This window comes from Arthrobacter sp. 01N442 (assembly GCF_056399345.1).
Map to the genome: position 1 here is coordinate 561,418 of NZ_JBFTRD010000004.1, position 14,686 is coordinate 576,103.

The 14,686-nt window shown below is 68.5% G+C and carries 15 protein-coding genes; 13 read left to right on the plus strand and 2 right to left on the minus strand.

The features are described from left to right. The first annotated feature begins 248 nt into the window (after nt 1-248). The 12 genes from mshD (at nt 249) to asd (ending at nt 11,858) form a co-directional block, all read left to right on the plus strand. Nucleotides 249-1,268 (plus strand): mycothiol synthase, encoded by a 1,020-nt coding sequence (mshD, locus tag AC1DNC_RS10040; protein ID WP_476862391.1) that lies wholly within the window; start codon nt 249-251, stop codon nt 1,266-1,268. Between the two features lie 103 nt (nt 1,269-1,371). Continuing rightward, on the plus strand, nt 1,372-3,636 hold the full coding sequence (locus tag AC1DNC_RS10045) for an RNA degradosome polyphosphate kinase (RefSeq protein WP_476862392.1): 2,265 nt from the start codon (nt 1,372-1,374) through the stop codon (nt 3,634-3,636). A gap of 9 nt (nt 3,637-3,645) precedes the next feature. After that, on the plus strand, nt 3,646-4,611 hold the full coding sequence (locus AC1DNC_RS10050; RefSeq protein ID WP_476862393.1) for an NUDIX hydrolase: 966 nt from the start codon (nt 3,646-3,648) through the stop codon (nt 4,609-4,611). A 79-nt stretch (nt 4,612-4,690) separates the two neighbouring features. Further along, nucleotides 4,691-6,349 (plus strand): hypothetical protein, encoded by a 1,659-nt coding sequence (locus tag AC1DNC_RS10055; protein WP_476862394.1) that lies wholly within the window; start codon nt 4,691-4,693, stop codon nt 6,347-6,349. Further along, nucleotides 6,346-6,774, plus strand: a complete 429-nt coding sequence (locus AC1DNC_RS10060; RefSeq protein ID WP_476862395.1) for a GntR family transcriptional regulator — start codon at nt 6,346-6,348, stop codon at nt 6,772-6,774. Before AC1DNC_RS10055 ends, AC1DNC_RS10060 begins: the two co-directional genes overlap by 4 nt. Before the next feature lie 9 nt (nt 6,775-6,783). Continuing rightward, a complete protein-coding gene (locus tag AC1DNC_RS10065) occupies nt 6,784-7,587 on the plus strand; it encodes a thymidylate synthase (RefSeq protein ID WP_476862396.1) in 804 nt (267 codons plus the stop codon). Between the two features lie 38 nt (nt 7,588-7,625). Next, complete coding sequence (locus AC1DNC_RS10070) at nt 7,626-8,195, plus strand: dihydrofolate reductase (RefSeq protein WP_476862397.1); 570 nt, start codon at nt 7,626-7,628, stop codon at nt 8,193-8,195. Then, nucleotides 8,195-8,413 carry an NF038396 family protein gene (locus tag AC1DNC_RS10075; protein WP_476862398.1) on the plus strand — a complete coding sequence of 73 codons (219 nt, stop codon included), beginning with the start codon at nt 8,195-8,197 and terminating at the stop codon, nt 8,411-8,413. The genes AC1DNC_RS10070 and AC1DNC_RS10075 overlap by 1 nt, the downstream gene beginning before the upstream one ends. Before the next feature lie 172 nt (nt 8,414-8,585). Next, nucleotides 8,586-9,551 carry a WXG100 family type VII secretion target gene (locus AC1DNC_RS10080; RefSeq protein ID WP_476862399.1) on the plus strand — a complete coding sequence of 322 codons (966 nt, stop codon included), beginning with the start codon at nt 8,586-8,588 and terminating at the stop codon, nt 9,549-9,551. A gap of 23 nt (nt 9,552-9,574) precedes the next feature. Then, nucleotides 9,575-10,225, plus strand: coding sequence for a hypothetical protein (locus tag AC1DNC_RS10085; protein WP_476862400.1), 651 nt, complete (start codon nt 9,575-9,577; stop codon nt 10,223-10,225). Then, entirely contained in the window at nt 10,222-10,638 is a 417-nt protein-coding gene (locus AC1DNC_RS10090) for a hypothetical protein (protein WP_476862401.1), read from the plus strand. Before AC1DNC_RS10085 ends, AC1DNC_RS10090 begins: the two co-directional genes overlap by 4 nt. Before the next feature lie 77 nt (nt 10,639-10,715). Then, nucleotides 10,716-11,858, plus strand: coding sequence for an aspartate-semialdehyde dehydrogenase (gene asd, locus AC1DNC_RS10095; RefSeq protein WP_476862402.1), 1,143 nt, complete (start codon nt 10,716-10,718; stop codon nt 11,856-11,858). 12 nt (nt 11,859-11,870) lie between these two features. Here asd and AC1DNC_RS10100 read toward each other — a convergent pair whose 3' ends face one another. After that, the gene (locus AC1DNC_RS10100) at nt 11,871-12,977 is read right to left on the minus strand and encodes a winged helix DNA-binding domain-containing protein (RefSeq protein WP_476862403.1); all 1,107 of its coding nucleotides are present in this window, start codon (nt 12,975-12,977) and stop codon (nt 11,871-11,873) included. A gap of 99 nt (nt 12,978-13,076) precedes the next feature. Here AC1DNC_RS10100 and AC1DNC_RS10105 point away from each other — a divergent pair, with 99 nt between their 5' ends. Continuing rightward, the gene (locus tag AC1DNC_RS10105; RefSeq protein WP_476862404.1) at nt 13,077-13,562 is read left to right on the plus strand and encodes a hypothetical protein; all 486 of its coding nucleotides are present in this window, start codon (nt 13,077-13,079) and stop codon (nt 13,560-13,562) included. 21 nt (nt 13,563-13,583) lie between these two features. Here AC1DNC_RS10105 and AC1DNC_RS10110 read toward each other — a convergent pair whose 3' ends face one another. Then, nucleotides 13,584-14,651: a UDP-N-acetylmuramate dehydrogenase gene (locus AC1DNC_RS10110; protein WP_476862405.1), complete on the minus strand. Its 1,068-nt coding sequence runs from the start codon at nt 14,649-14,651 to the stop codon at nt 13,584-13,586. Nucleotides 14,652-14,686: the final 35 nt, after the last annotated feature.

Below are 14,686 nucleotides of genomic sequence, written 5' to 3' on the forward strand. Positions count from 1 at the left end.
GCAGTGACCGGACACGCAAAAGCCCCGGACTCGAGAATCCGGGGCTTTCTTGCGCCGCTTGGCGCTGCAGTGGAGGACATACGGGTCGAACGTATCGAGGCCACCCCAGTGGTGGATCCCCCTCGCATCCACTGAACGGTTTGGGCCGCTCAACCGGATGAGATAACGACTATACGTGCCCCGAGCCGATGCATCAAATCCTCGCCATTCCCGCCCGCCAAACCGCCACGGACGTATAGCCTTGCACCATGAGTCCCGCGAATCCGGAGAACTGGCCCGTACTCACCCTGCAGGGAGCTGTGGACGAACAGCTCCTGCGGGACGTCACGACTCTCGTGGCCGCCGCCGAGGAGTCAGACGGCAACCCGCCGCTGTCGGAGCAAACCCTCGTGACGCTTCGCGCCCCGGACGCCGGCCCGCACTCCGTGCTGGCACTTGCTCTCTACTCCCCCGACTATTCCCGGGAGAACTCGGGCACGGATGCCAGCGGCCACCGCGCCGCCGGCTCACCCGGTCCGGGCCGGGGCAACGACCTGGCGGGTTTCGCCGTCGTCGTCGAGGAAGCGGACGGCAGCGGGGTGCTGGAGGTGGCGGTCCACCCGAACTACCGCAACCAAGGCGTCGCGGACCGGCTGGTCAGCGAACTCCAGAAGGTGCGCGGCTTCGCAGGCCTGAAGGCGTGGTCGCACGGCAACCACGAGGCCGCCGCTGACCTGGCCGCCCGCTACGGCTACGCCCCGGTCCGCGAACTGTGGAAGATGCGGCTCGCCACGGCGGCCTCGGAACTGCCCGACGTCGCCCTGCCCGAGGGCGTCTCGCTGCGCAGCTTCGTCCCCGGCCGGGACGAGGAGGAATGGCTCGCGGTCAACCGGGCAGCCTTCGCCCATCACCCCGAACAGGGGAACATGAGCCGGGCAGACCTGGACGCCCGGATGGCCGAGCCGTGGTTCGGCCCCGCCGGTTTCCTGCTCGCGGTCGACGGCGCCGGCCGGATCCTCGGCTTCCATTGGACCAAGGTGCACCCCCGCCACGGCGAGCACCCGGCGATCGGCGAGGTGTACGTCGTTGGCGTCGCCCCCGAGGCGCAGGGCACCGGCCTCGGCAAGGCGCTGACCGTCGCCGGCATCAAGCACCTGCAACAGCAGGGCCTGCACGCCGTGATGCTCTACGTCGATGCGGACAACATTCCCGCCGTGGCGCTGTACCACCGGCTCGGCTTTTCGCGCTGGGACATGGACGTCATGTACGCGCCGCTGGAAGGGCGTTAGCCGGAGCTGCGGCCGGGCCCCCGGCGACGGCCGAAACCTGGGCTCCTCCGGATTCGATTCCTTGTAAGGTTGAAGCTAAATCGCGCCAGCATTAGGAGAGACCATGCAACGGGAAACTGCCCGGACGGCCACGTCTGAAGCCGCAACGCCGGACAAGGCTGCCCGTCCCGTGCGGGCCCGGTTCGGCTCCTCCGAAGTGCCCGCCTCGCGCGCCACGCAGGACCGGATCGACATCCCCGAGTTCGCCCCCAACCTGGAACCGGAAGGCGACATCAGCCCGGACCGCTTCCTGGACCGTGAACTCAGCTGGCTCGCGTTCAACGCACGCGTCCTGGAACTCGCCGAGGATCCCAACCTCTACCTGCTGGAACGCGTCAGCTTCCTGTCGATCTTCGCGTCCAACCTGGACGAGTTCTTCATGGTCCGCGTCGCCGGCCTCAAGCGCCGCATCGCCACCGGCCTCGCCGTGCCCTCCCCCGCCGGGCTGAGCCCGATGCAGGTCCTGGAACAGATCGGCGACGCCGCGCACCGGTTGCAGCAGCGCCACGCCCAGGTCTACGCCGACCAGATCCGCCCGGCCCTCGCCTACGAACACATCCACCTGATGCATTGGGAGGAACTCGACGACCAGGCCAAGGACCAGCTCAGCGCCATGTTCGCGGAGAAGGTCTTCCCGATCCTGACGCCGCTGGCCGTGGATCCGGCCCATCCCTTCCCCTACATCTCCGGGCTCTCGCTGAACCTCGCCGTCGTGGTCCGGAACCCGGTCAGCGACAAGGAGCTGTTCGCCCGTGTCAAGGTCCCGGACCAGCTGCCGCGGCTGATCTCCATCGACGGCCCGCGCGCCGGCTCGGTGCCCGGGCGGGTGGCCCGCTTCATCGCGCTCGAGGAAGTCATCGCCGTCCACCTGGACCAGCTCTTCGCCGGGATGGAGGTGCTGGAGCACCACACCTTCCGCGTGACCCGCAACGAGGACGTGGAGGTCGAAGAGGACGACGCCGAGAACCTGCTGCAGGCGCTGGAGAAGGAACTGCTGCGCCGCCGCTTCGGCCCGCCGGTCCGGCTCGAGGTCACCAACGACATCAACCCCAACATCAGGGCGCTGCTGATCCGCGAGCTCGGCGTCGAGGAATCCGAGGTCTATTCCGTCCCGGCCCCGCTGGACCTGCGCGGCCTCTCCGTGATCGCGGGCATCGACCGCGCGGACCTGCACTACCCCAAGCACGTGCCGCACACGTCCCGGTACCTCAACGAGTCCGAGACGTCCAAGGCGGCGAATGTCTTCGCGGCCATGCGGCGGCGGGACATCCTGCTGCACCACCCGTACGACTCCTTCTCCACGTCCGTGCAGGCTTTCCTGGAGCAGGCCGCCGCGGACCCGAAGGTGCAGGCCATCAAGCAGACCCTGTACCGCACGTCCGGCGACTCACCCATCGTTGACGCCCTGATCGACGCCGCCGAGGCCGGCAAGCAGGTGCTCGCCCTGGTGGAAATCAAGGCCCGCTTCGACGAGCAGGCCAATATCTCCTGGGCCCGGAAGCTGGAACAGGCCGGGGTCCACGTGGTCTACGGGATCGTGGGGCTCAAGACCCACTGCAAGCTCTCCCTCGTGGTCCGCCAGGAAGTGGACGGACTGCGCCGCTACTGCCACATCGGCACCGGCAACTACCACCCGCGCACCGCGCGCTACTACGAGGACCTGGGCCTCCTGACCGCCAACGAGCAGGTGGGCGAGGATCTGTCCAAGCTGTTCAACCAGCTCTCCGGCTACGCGCCCAAGTCCACGTTCAAGAGGCTGCTGGTCGCCCCGAGGTCGGTTCGTTCCGGGCTGATCGACCGGATCGAAACCGAGATCCGCAACGCCCGGGCGGGAATCGCGGCCCGCGTCCAGATCAAGGTGAATTCAATGGTGGACGAAGCCATCATCGACTCCCTCTACCGGGCCTCCCAGGCCGGGGTGCAGGTGGACGTGATCGTCCGCGGCATCTGCTCCCTGCGCCCGGGCGTGCCCGGGCTCAGCGAGAACATCACCGTGCGGTCCGTCCTGGGCCGCTTCCTGGAGCACTCCCGCGTCTTCGCCTTCGCCAACGCGGGCGACCCGGTGGTCTACATCGGCTCGGCCGACATGATGCACCGCAACCTGGACAGGCGGGTGGAGGCCCTCGTGCAGCTCAGCAGCGGGGACGACACCACGTACGTCCTGGACATGCTCAACCGCTACATGGATCCTGCCACCGCCAGCTGGCATTTGGACAACAGCGGCGAATGGGTCCGCCACCACCTCGCGGAGGACGGCACCGCGCTGCAGGACGTCCAGTCATGGCTGCTCAACTCGCGGTCGCGGCAGCGCTCGGCGAGCCTGCGCTAAGGCACGGTTGTGAGCAGCGATTCACTGGTCGCGGACCAGACCGACCATCCGGGCGAAGCGATAGCGGTCGTGGCCGCCGGCGCCCTGCCCTGGCGCGTCAACAAGGACAAGCTTGAGGTCCTGCTGATCCACCGCCCCCGCTACGACGACTGGTCCTGGCCCAAGGGCAAGCTCGATCCGGGCGAGACCGTTCCCGAGTGCGCCGCCCGCGAGGTGGAAGAGGAGATCGGCCTCAAGGCGCCGCTGGGCATACCGTTGCCGCCCATCCACTACCACGTGGCGGCGGGCCTGAAGGTGGTGCACTACTGGGCGGTCGACGTCGACGGCGCTCCCCTCCGCCCCGACGGCAAGGAGGTGGACAGCGTCATGTGGTGTTCGCCGGAAAAGGCAGCGGGCCTGCTCAGCAACCCCGGCGACCGTGCCCCGCTGGAACACCTCGTAGCTGCACATTCCCGCGGCGAACTGGACACCTGGCCGCTGCTGGTTGTGCGCCATGCCAAGGCTAAGCCCCGCTCGTCCTGGTCCAAGGCCGAGGGCGACCGTCCACTGGCGGCCACGGGGGCACGGCAGGCCCAGGCCGTGGGCCGGCTGCTTCAGGCCTGGAGCCCCCCACGGGTGGTCACGAGCCCCTGGCTGCGCTGCGTGGCCACGGTCGCCCCCTACGCCAAGGCCGTCGACGCCAAGGTGAAGCTGCACGAGTCCCTGACCGAACACCTGCACGGCCGGAGTCCGCACAAGACCGCGAACGTCGTCGAGTCCCTGTTTGACAAGGGGCGCGCGGTGGCACTGTGCACGCACCGGCCCGCGCTCCCCACGGTTTTCGCCCAGCTGGGCAAGCACATGAACTCACGGCTGCGCGGCTTGCTTCCCTCCACCGACCCCTTCCTCTCGCCCGGGGAGATCGTCGTCTGCCATGTCTCGCACAGCAAGGGCAAGGTCGTGGCCGTGGAGCAGTTCCGCCCCTTCGACGACTAGGGTGCTTGACCCCGACGTCCACGAACCCTAGTTTGTATCAAGTACTTGATACATAACTGCGGGGTCTTTGGGGGATTTCATGCCGGCCGAGTTCTACTTTCCATCGATGCTGCTGTTCGGTCCGATGATCGCTGCCGTGATCGTCTACGCCGTGCTTCGCTGGGTGATTTGGGCCCCGGACACCGGCACGTCACCGTCGTCGGTGTCCGAACACGCCCTCTGGGTGGGGGTCATCGGCTGGCTCGGGAGCTCCCTGCAGGGCGCCATGAACCTCGGCATCATCCCGGCCAACCCCTCCGTGGGCGGCGCCCTGACGACCGCGGGGACGATTATCCCCGCACTGGCCTGGCCGCTGCTGGGGTGCCTGGGGGTGCATGCCCTCGGCCAGATCAGCTATCCGGGCCCGCGCCGGATGCGTCGGCAGACCGTACTCTCCGTCCGGCGGATCCGCGACTTCCTGCCCCGCCGGCTGGCGGCGGTCACGGCGGCCGTCTTTGCCGCCGCCGGGGCCTTCATTGCATGGACCGGCACCCTTCCGGGGTTCTCACCGCTTAGGCCCGAAACCGTGGTGGACGGGCCCTACACGCGGCAGACCAGCGGCGCCGACGGCCGGATACCAGGGCCGGAACTGGCCGGCTGGCTGGGCGGCGCCCTGGCCTTCCTGGCCATCGGAACCTGGCTGGTGCTGCGGCTGATAGCCAGCCGCCGCCAGTTGGAGGCCCTCGACGCCGGCGACAACGCCCTGCTGCGGACCATCGCGATGAACCGCCTGCTCCGTACCGTATCCACCGTGGCCGCCGGGCTGGGAGTCATCGCCGGAAACTTCGCGGCACGGCCTGATCCTTCCGCCGGCATCACGGGATGGACGAATCCCGCCGGCGTCGTCGGCATGGCCGTGCTGCTGGTGATGTGGTGCTGGCGGCCGCCCCGGCTCGCGGCCGCCGGGCTGGGCACGCGGAACCGGCCAGTCGCGGACCTGAAGACGGGCGGACAGCATCCCGCGGCCCGGCTGATCTCCTCGCTGGGTCCCCTGCTGGGCCTCGCGGCGGCGGTACCACTGCTGGCCGGGGTCTTCGTCGTCCCCGGGCTGACGGCCGCCGCGGCGGCCTTCGGCTTGGCAGGCTTCGTGGCGCTGATGGCGGCCGCGGTGCTGGGGGTCCTCGCCGCGGGCGAGCTGCTGCTGCAACGCAATTACGGGGACCCGACGGCGCCGCGCAGCTGGCCGCGCAGGCCGGCCAGCCCCGCGCTGCTGGCCACCGCAGCCCTGGCCGTGCTCATCTTCGTGCTCGTACTGTCCATCACCGCGGCCGGCCAGCAGAGGCTCTACGGCGAGTCGGACTGGCTTCCGCCGGCCCTCCTGGCAGCGGGCGGGGCGGCCGCCTCGGTACCGGCCTTCCTGGCGGCCAGGCGCCGGCAGGGTGTGCCCGGCCTTTCCACAGCCGGGGATGCCGCGTTGCGCGCCATCACGGTCCATCGGGCGCTGCGGACCCTTGCAGCTATGTTCACCGCCCAGGCGGCCGTCCTGCTGCTGGCCCATAGCCCGGCGTGGGCCGCGGTGTTCGCCGCCTCGTCCTTCGGTGAACCGTTCAATCCCTCCGCGGATACGTGGTGGCCGGCCACCCTGGCCGGCGCGGTCCTCGGCACCGCAGCCACCATCATCGCCGTCATTCCGGTCGTCGGCCCGGCCCGCACGCCGCGCCGCCCCGCGCCCCGGCCGGACCACGAGCCCGCGGCATGACCGCGGGAATCTCCGTCAACCTGGGCTCCGCCACGCCGCCGTACGAGCAGATCCGCGGGCAAATTGCCTCCCTGATCGCCATCGGAGCGCTGCCCGCGGGCACCCGGCTGCCCACCGTGCGGAGCCTCGCCGCCGACCTTGGCATAGCCGCCGGAACCGTCGCCCGCGCCTACAAGGAACTTGAGCAGGCCGCGCTCATCACCACCGGGCGCCGCAACGGGACCGTCGTCGCGGCCGCCCCGGCCGGCGGGGAGGGGGCCAAGGATCCGGCGTCGTCGTCCATTAGCACGGAGGTGTCCGACGCCGCCGACCGCTACATCGCCGCGGGCCGCGCGGCCGGCCTGGACGACGGCGCGTTGCTCGCCCTGATCCGCGCCAGGCTCGGCCAGCGCCATAAATACGGCGAGCAAGGGAGTTCTCAGTAGACTGGGAACGTGAGCATCCCAACGCCCTACGAAGACCTGCTGCACGACGTCTTCGAGCACGGTACGCACAAATCGGACCGCACCGGGACGGGCACCCGCAGCGTGTTCGGCCGGCAACTCCGCTTCGACCTGGGCAAGAGCTTCCCGCTCATCACCACCAAGCGCGTGCATTTCAAGTCCGTCGCCGTGGAGCTGCTGTGGTTCCTGCGCGGGGACAGCAACGTGAAGTGGATGCAGGACCAGGGCGTCACCATCTGGAACGAATGGGCGGACGCCGACGGCGAACTCGGCCCGGTCTACGGCGTGCAGTGGCGCTCCTGGCCGACGCCCGACGGCGGCCACATCGACCAAATCGCGGACCTCGTGGAAAACCTGAAGTCCAACCCCGATTCGCGCCGCCACATCGTCTCGGCGTGGAACGTCGCCGAGCTCAAGAACATGGCACTCCCGCCGTGCCACGCCTTCTTCCAGTTCTACGTGGCCAACGGCAAGCTCTCCTGCCAGCTCTACCAGCGCTCCGCGGACACCTTCCTTGGCGTGCCCTTCAACATTGCCTCCTACGCCCTGCTGACCTGCATGCTGGCTCAGCAGACCGGGCTGGAACCGGGCGAGTTCGTCTGGACCGGCGGTGACGTCCACCTCTACGAGAACCATCTGGACCAGGTCCTCACGCAGCTGGCACGGGAACCGTACGAATATCCGCAGCTGAGGATCACCCGTAAACCCGAGTCCATCTTCGACTACACGCTCGAGGACTTCGAGGTGGTGGGCTACCAGCACCACCCCACAATCAAGGCCCCGATCGCCGTATGAGCCCCGAACCTCATAAGAACAGGGAGACGAGCAAAGACATGGAACCGGTAGACTTCACCGAACAGCTCCGCGGCACCCTCACCGGGCTCGGCCTGGTCTGGGCGCAGACCAACACCGGAGTGATCGGCCAGGCCGGCTCCATGCCTTGGAACCTGCCCGAAGACATGCTGCACTTCAGCCGCCTCACCACCGGCCACCCTGTCATCATGGGGCGGAAAACCTGGAAATCCTTCCCGGACAAATATCGGCCGCTGCCCGGACGGACGAACATCGTCATCACCCGGCAGGAAGGCTGGGGCGGGACGCCGCAGGCGGAAGGCGCCCTGGCAGTCAAGTCCCTTGACGACGCCCTTTTGGAATCGCAGTTCGCGCCAGGCCACCAGATGGTTTGGATTATTGGCGGCGGCGAAATTTTCACGCAGTCCCTGGATCTTGCCGACGTCGCCGTCGTCACCACCATCGACGCCGCCACCGAGGGCGACACCTTCGCCCCGGAACTTGGCTACGACTGGACCGCGGAGGCCAGCCTCCCGGCCGACGGCTGGCTGACCGCCGCGAACGGCACCCGCTACCGCATCACCCTGTGGCGCCGGACGGAGACCAAATAGTGCTGCGCAAACCCGAAGTGCTTTTTGTCCTCGGTTACATGCTGCTGCCGCTGCTGGCGCTGCTGTCCGCGATCGTGGGACTGACGATGATCCTCGGCGGTAACAAGATCGCCGGCGCGATCGTACTCGTCGTCGTCACCCAGCTGTTTGCGTTCGGGGCGGTGTTCGCCCTGCGCCGGCGCAAGAGTGCCCTCCTGGCAGAGCCCGACGCCGACTAGCGGCACCGCACGGACCGCCCCGGATGCGGGGATGGGGAGAGCACCCCATCGCGGTGTCTGCGCGTCCCGGCTAGATTGGGGCGGGTCAGATTCTTTGGCCACAATGCATTTGGCCAGAATGCATTTGGTTTGGCGGCAGCGGTTAGGCTGTTGCCCGTAAAAGGGGGCCATCATGGCAGGAAACGTGTGGGGCGCCGACGTCGCCCAGTTGCGAGTGCTCGCGCAGCACTTCGGGAAGACGTCCGACACGCTGCTGCAGCAGTCCACGGCACTGTCCACGGTCATCAACAACAACACCTCGTGGAAGGGCGCGGACGGCGCCCGCTTCAAGTCGGAGTGGAACGGCAGCCACCGGGCCCTGATCCAGCAGACCGCGCGCGCCCTGAAGGAACAGTCGAAGCGGCTCATGAGCCAGGCAGACGAGCAGGAAAAGGCTAGCAATGCAGCTCCGGGCTCCGGCGGCGGACCCGGTGCCGGTACGACCGGAAGCACCGGCGGCCAGGGCCAGTCCGGCTCCAACGATCCGTGGGGACCCGACTGGCTCGCGGATCCGAATTCCCCCTTCCGCGACGGCTGGGACATCTACGGCTTGACCAAGGCCCTGCCGAATCTCCGCGCCGGCCTCTTCGACCTTGCACACTTCATCGGCAAGGCGGACAGCGTCTCCGAGTTCTTCTCCAAGGACTTCAGGAATGTGGCAAAGGCATTCCAGGACTCGAACATGTTCAGCCAGCTCTTCAACACCTCCTCCGAGCTCTTCGACGGCAGGTGGGACACGGCCCTGAACCTTGCCGAGGGCGGCAAGGCCGCAAAATTCTTTGAGTTCGGCGGGAAGGCCCTCGGCGGACTCGGCGTCGGCCTGGACCTGCTGGACACGGTCAACCACATCAGCGACGGTGAAAAGGGCGCCGCAATTTACTCCGGAATCAAGGCGGGCCTGGGCGTGGCAAGCTTTGCCCCGCCACCGGTAGGAACCGCGGCCATGGTCGCCTCCGGTGCACTCGCGATTTACGACAATGTGCCGGTGGTACATGAGGCTGTTAATGCCGTAGGCGAGTCCATCGCCGACGGCGCCGAGGCTGCCTGGGACAGCGCCGGAGACGCCGCCGACAAAGTCGGCGACTTCTTCGGCTTCTGAGCTCACAACGAAAGGTATCGACGATGACTGAAACTGCAACGGAGCGCACCGCCATACCGGATGCCCTCGGCTTCGGGTTTGCCGAGATAACTACCCTCGCCAGCCTCAGGGGCGGTGAAGCGGCGACCCTTAGCGCCGAAGCGCTGAGGGTGGGCAACTACCTGGGCGATACGGACATGGTGAGCGCGGGCGCGTCCTCCCTGGTCGCACGCGGGCTGGCCAAAGCCGAAAGCGACGGCCTGCTCTCGGTAGCCGGACCCACCGCCGCCGTGGCCGCGGTCCTGAGTTCCGCAAGCCGCCGCATGGAGATTTCCCTGCTCACGGCGGAGGGTGGCGACAGCGTCATCTTCATGGAAAGCGATGACCTCCATCTGCTGTTCCAGCCGCGCGCCTACTTCACCTGGTGGGCCATGGCGCAGCGGCCTGATGTCACCGCCGCCGAGGCCAACTTGATGGTCGTCAAGCAGCACCTGCAAACCCACCCGCAGGGCGGAGCCACCCTCCGCCGCAGGGAGGAGCCCACGGGGCGGACCCTGTACGTGAAAAAGGGCAGTGACGGGTCATGGACCATCGGCACGTCCACCGCGCAGCAGCCGGACATCACCGAGACCACCGGCCTGGACGACGCTGCCCTTCTCGACCAGATCCGCGCCATCCGACAAGACGAACTGTGAGCTTCGATCGAGAGCGTGAACGCCGCAACGACGAGGTGTATGCCGAGCACAAGGAGGCGCTCGCGCGGGGCGAGAAGCGCGTGCTGCGAAAGACCGACAACGGCGAACTGCACAGCTATCCGGCGGACGAAATCGGATTCTCTCCCGGCCGCGGCCAGGTGCAGGTCCGGTCCTGGTGGGGCATGGGAATCCTCACTGCCGTAATGGGGCTATTGGTCATCCTTTCCTTGGTGATCCTGCTGGCCCCCGCGGGCCGCGGTGAGCAGCCTTTCTGGGGAGCGCTGTTCCTGACGGCGTTCGGCGGTTTCGGAGCCTGGTATACCTTCGGCATGGCAAGGGACGAGTACCGGGCCAAAAGGCTGCGGGCGCAGCGGCAGGCGCCCGAGCCTGGAGCCGGGCACGTCTCGCAGTAGTTGGCACGCCCGGGCACCGTTCGCCGGCGTGACGTAACCGACTGCGGCCGGACGGCCGCAAAGTCTAAACTGGCCCAATGACTACAGCAGCTACCCCGTCCGTCGGACTGGTCGGTTGGCGTGGCATGGTCGGCTCCGTCCTGATGCAGCGCATGCAGGACGAGGGCGACTTCGCCAACATCAACCCGGTCTTCTTCTCCACCTCGAACGCCGGAGGCGCCGCTCCGGCCATCGCAGGTGCGGCGGCGGGCGCTGCCGGCAAGCTCGAGGACGCATTCGACGTCGAGACGCTGGCCAAGCTGCCCATCATTGTGACCGCCCAGGGCGGGGACTACACCAAGAAGGTGCACGGCGAACTGCGCAGCCGCGGCTGGGACGGCCTCTGGATCGACGCCGCTTCCACCCTCCGCATGAACGATGATTCCATCATCGTGCTGGACCCGATCAACCGCGACGTCATCGACGCCGGCCTCTCCGGCGGCGTGAAGGACTACATCGGCGGCAACTGCACCGTCTCCTGCATGCTGATGGGCCTGGGCGGGCTGTTCAAGAACGGCCTCGTCGAGTGGGGCACCTCCATGACCTACCAGGCAGCCTCCGGCGGCGGCGCCAGGCACATGCGCGAACTGCTGAGCCAGTTCGGCACGCTCAACGCCGAGGTCAGCAGCGAACTGGACGACCCGGCGTCGGCGATCCTGGAAATCGACCGCAAGGTCCTGGCGCACCAGCGCACCGACATCGACGCCACCCAGTTCGGGGTGCCGCTGGCCGGCTCGCTGATCCCGTGGATCGACGCCGACCTCGGCAACGGCCAGTCCAAGGAAGAGTGGAAGGCCGGGGTGGAGACCAACAAGATCCTGGGCACCTCCGACGCGGACCGGGTCATCATGGACGGACTGTGCGTCCGGATCGGCGCCATGCGCTCGCACTCCCAGGCGCTGACGCTCAAGCTCCGCGAGGACCTCTCCGTCGCCGAGATCGAAAAGCTCCTCGAAGCGGACAACGAATGGGCCACCGTGGTGCCCAACACCAAGGAAGCATCGATGGCCGACCTCACCCCGGTGGCGGCGTCCGGCACCCTGGACATCCCGGTGGGCCGCATCCGCAAGCTCGAAATGGGCCCGGAGTACATCAGCGCGTTCACCGTAGGAGACCAGCTCCTCTGGGGCGCTGCGGAGCCGTTGCGGCGCATGCTCAACATCGCCACCGGCACGCTCTAGCCGTCCTTAGCCTCAGCGCCCAAGGAACCGCCGGTACTTTGCGGCCTGCAGCTCGAAGGATTTTCGGGCCGCGGGCCGCAGCCCGTTAACCGCGTCGAAGGGCTCGGGCACGACGGCGGCGCCGCGGCCGTTGCCGGGCCCCGCCCAGGTGCCGACCACTTCGCCGCCGGCCACGATGGTCTTCTTGAACACCCCGTTGCCGCCGGGCACGATCTTGTCCGCGTGGTGCGACGGCAGGGCGATGGACCGGTCGGTATAGCCCAGGATGAACTCGTCGAATCCCGGCAGCGCCAGCACGGAGCGCTGGCCCGGCACGACGCCGTCGAGCAGGGCCGCCGTCTGCGGCGACAACCAGTAGGTTCTTTCCTCAAATTCCAGCTCCACCAGCTGGGCCCGCACCTCGGCCAGCGCCGCCCGGGTTTCCGTCAGCGAAATCCCGGACCACCAAGCGAAGTCCCGCTCCGTGGCGGGACCGTGGCTGCACAGGTAGCGCAGCAGCCACTCGGCGATCCCCTCCGCCCGATCCAGGGTCCTTGAGTCCGTGATCCAGTCGTCGAAGGCCACCACCAGCTGCTGGTTGCCGGCCAGCGGGCCCTGGACCAGCTGGGCCCGCTGGCACAGCAGGGCGAGCAAGTGGATGCCGCGCTGGCCCGCGGTGGACTGGCCGGCTTCCTCGAAGGCCTGGAACAGCTCCGCCCGGCTGGCGGCGCCCCCGCCGCCGACCCGCTGCAGCGCTGCGCCGGCGGCGGCGTCCACATCCGCGGGCGAGATGCCCAGCTCCCGGTGCCGCCCGGCGAGGCTCTTGATGAGGCGGCCGGAGGTGATGTTCAGGACCCATTTCAGGTCCTCGGGCGCCAAGAGGTGCAGTGTGCCGCGCATCGGCCAGGAGCGGACGATTTCGCCGCGGTCCAGCGCGGCACGGACGTCGGTCACACGGGAGCCCGGAACGCGCTGCCCTACCGCCCAGAGCGAAGCCTGGAGGTCCTGTGCCTGCAGGGCGGTCATGGCCCGGACCGACCCGGGAACGGACTCGAAGCCAGGCCCGGTGAGCCCCTGCGAGGCCAGACGGAGCCGGCCCATCACCGCCCGGCTCAATCGTGTGCGCACCTGTGCTGCCATGACCTCATCCTAGGGCCGGGGTCAGACGCTCCGGCGGAATCCGGCTGCCGCCCCGCACCCTCCCAGCCTGCGCCCAGCCGGCCTTATTAAAGTGGATGCATGACTTTGGGTGACGTGTGGCCGCTGCTGCGGCCCCTGTGCAGGAGGCTGGCCCTGCTGGGCTGGGCCTCCAGCGCGGCCGGCATGGCTGCCGGACTGGCCGTCGCCATCGCCAGCGGCACCCGCCTCTCCCCCATGATGACAACGTTCCAGACGGTGTCCGCCGCGTCCATGGGAGTAGCCGTACTCAGCTTTGTCACGGCTGCGATGATCCAGCCACGGCCCTCGGCATTGCAGAACGCCGAGCGCCGGGAACCCGAGCCCGACCCGGGGGCCGAGTTCCCCGCCACGGTTCACAGCTTCCTGCTCGGTTCGCTGGCGTTGCTGGCCGGAGCGGTGGCGTTCGCCTGCGCCGGGCTTCTGCTGCGGAGCGGGCCCAGCGCCCAGTCCGTGGCGTTCTGCCAGGTCTTCCTGCTGGGCGCCGCGGCGTCCGGCTTCACCTTCATGCTCTTCAGCAAGGTGGTCCCTCGCCGCGGCAGGAACTAGGCGCCCGCCTGCTGCTGTGCCTTACAACTCGATGCCGATCAGCAGTGGCTCGGGGTGCAGTTCGATGCCAAAGCGCTCGAGGACGCCGCGGCGCACCTCGCGGGCTATGGCCAGCAGGTCCGCCGCACTGGCGCCGCCGCGGTTCGTGATGGCCAGGGTGTGCTTGGTCGACAGCGATGCGCGGCCGCCGGAGACGCTGTCCGGCTCGAGCCCGAAGCCCTTTCCGTAGCCGGCATGGTCGATCAGCCAGGCTGCGGAGAGCTTGGTCAGCCCCTCGGCGCTGCCCGGGTAGCGGGGGGCGTCCTCGGGCAGCGCGGCCGCCACCTCGGCGGGCACGATCGGGTTGGTGAAGAACGAGCCGGTGGAGTATGTGTCCCGGTCCGACGGATCCAGCACCATGCCCTTGGAGGCCCGGAGCCGGAGCACCTCGCGCCGGACATCGTTGGAATAGGCCCGCTGGCCCGGCTCGACGCCGAGGGCCCGGGCCAGTTCGGCGTAGCGGATCGGGGCGCTCATCCGGCCCAGCGGCAGCTGGAATTCCACCGTAAGCACCACGTACCGCGGGGACCCGTTGGTGGTGGTCTGTTTCAGCACGGAGTCCCGGTAGCCGAACTTGAGCTCCGAATTGGTGAACGTCTGGACGGCGTTGCGTTCCCGGTCCCAGGTGCGCACCGCGGCAATGGTCTGCGACACGTCGGAGCCGTACGCTCCGACGTTTTGCACCGGGGTCCCGCCGGTGGCGCCGGGAATCCCGGACAAGGCTTCTATGCCCGACCAGGCATGCTTCACGGCGTGCTCTACGAGGGCGTCCCAGTTGTGGCCTGCCTGGACCACGACGGCGACTCCGCCGCAGGAATCTTCGGCGTTGACGGTGAATCCCTCGGAGGCGATCTTCACCACCGTTCCGGGGAAGCCGTCGTCACCGACCAGCAGGTTAGAACCCCCGCCGATGATCAGGAGGGGTCCGCCGTCGGCGTCGGCAGTGCGCACGGCGTCGATAATCTCCGCTTCGGTGCGGGCTTCGACATACTTGGCGGCGGGGCCGCCGACGCCGGCGGTGGTCAGGGCTGAAAGCAGAGTCTGGGTCACCCCACCAGCCTAGCCCGGTCCGGACCCCGCCCGGA

Bases quoted from the DNA above. Each gene is read 5' to 3' on its own strand.
- AC1DNC_RS10100 (WP_476862403.1), bottom strand. From the start codon at position 12,977: ATGGCAGCACAGGTGCGCACACGATTGAGCCGGGCGGTGATGGGCCGG.
- AC1DNC_RS10055 (WP_476862394.1), top strand. From the start codon at position 4,691: ATGCCGGCCGAGTTCTACTTTCCATCGATGCTGCTGTTCGGTCCGATG.
- AC1DNC_RS10070 (WP_476862397.1), top strand. From the start codon at position 7,626: ATGGAACCGGTAGACTTCACCGAACAGCTCCGCGGCACCCTCACCGGG.
- AC1DNC_RS10080 (WP_476862399.1), top strand. From the start codon at position 8,586: ATGGCAGGAAACGTGTGGGGCGCCGACGTCGCCCAGTTGCGAGTGCTC.
- AC1DNC_RS10085 (WP_476862400.1), top strand. From the start codon at position 9,575: ATGACTGAAACTGCAACGGAGCGCACCGCCATACCGGATGCCCTCGGC.
- AC1DNC_RS10105 (WP_476862404.1), top strand. From the start codon at position 13,077: ATGACTTTGGGTGACGTGTGGCCGCTGCTGCGGCCCCTGTGCAGGAGG.
- mshD (WP_476862391.1), top strand. From the start codon at position 249: ATGAGTCCCGCGAATCCGGAGAACTGGCCCGTACTCACCCTGCAGGGA.
- AC1DNC_RS10060 (WP_476862395.1), top strand. From the start codon at position 6,346: ATGACCGCGGGAATCTCCGTCAACCTGGGCTCCGCCACGCCGCCGTAC.
- asd (WP_476862402.1), top strand. From the start codon at position 10,716: ATGACTACAGCAGCTACCCCGTCCGTCGGACTGGTCGGTTGGCGTGGC.
- AC1DNC_RS10045 (WP_476862392.1), top strand. From the start codon at position 1,372: ATGCAACGGGAAACTGCCCGGACGGCCACGTCTGAAGCCGCAACGCCG.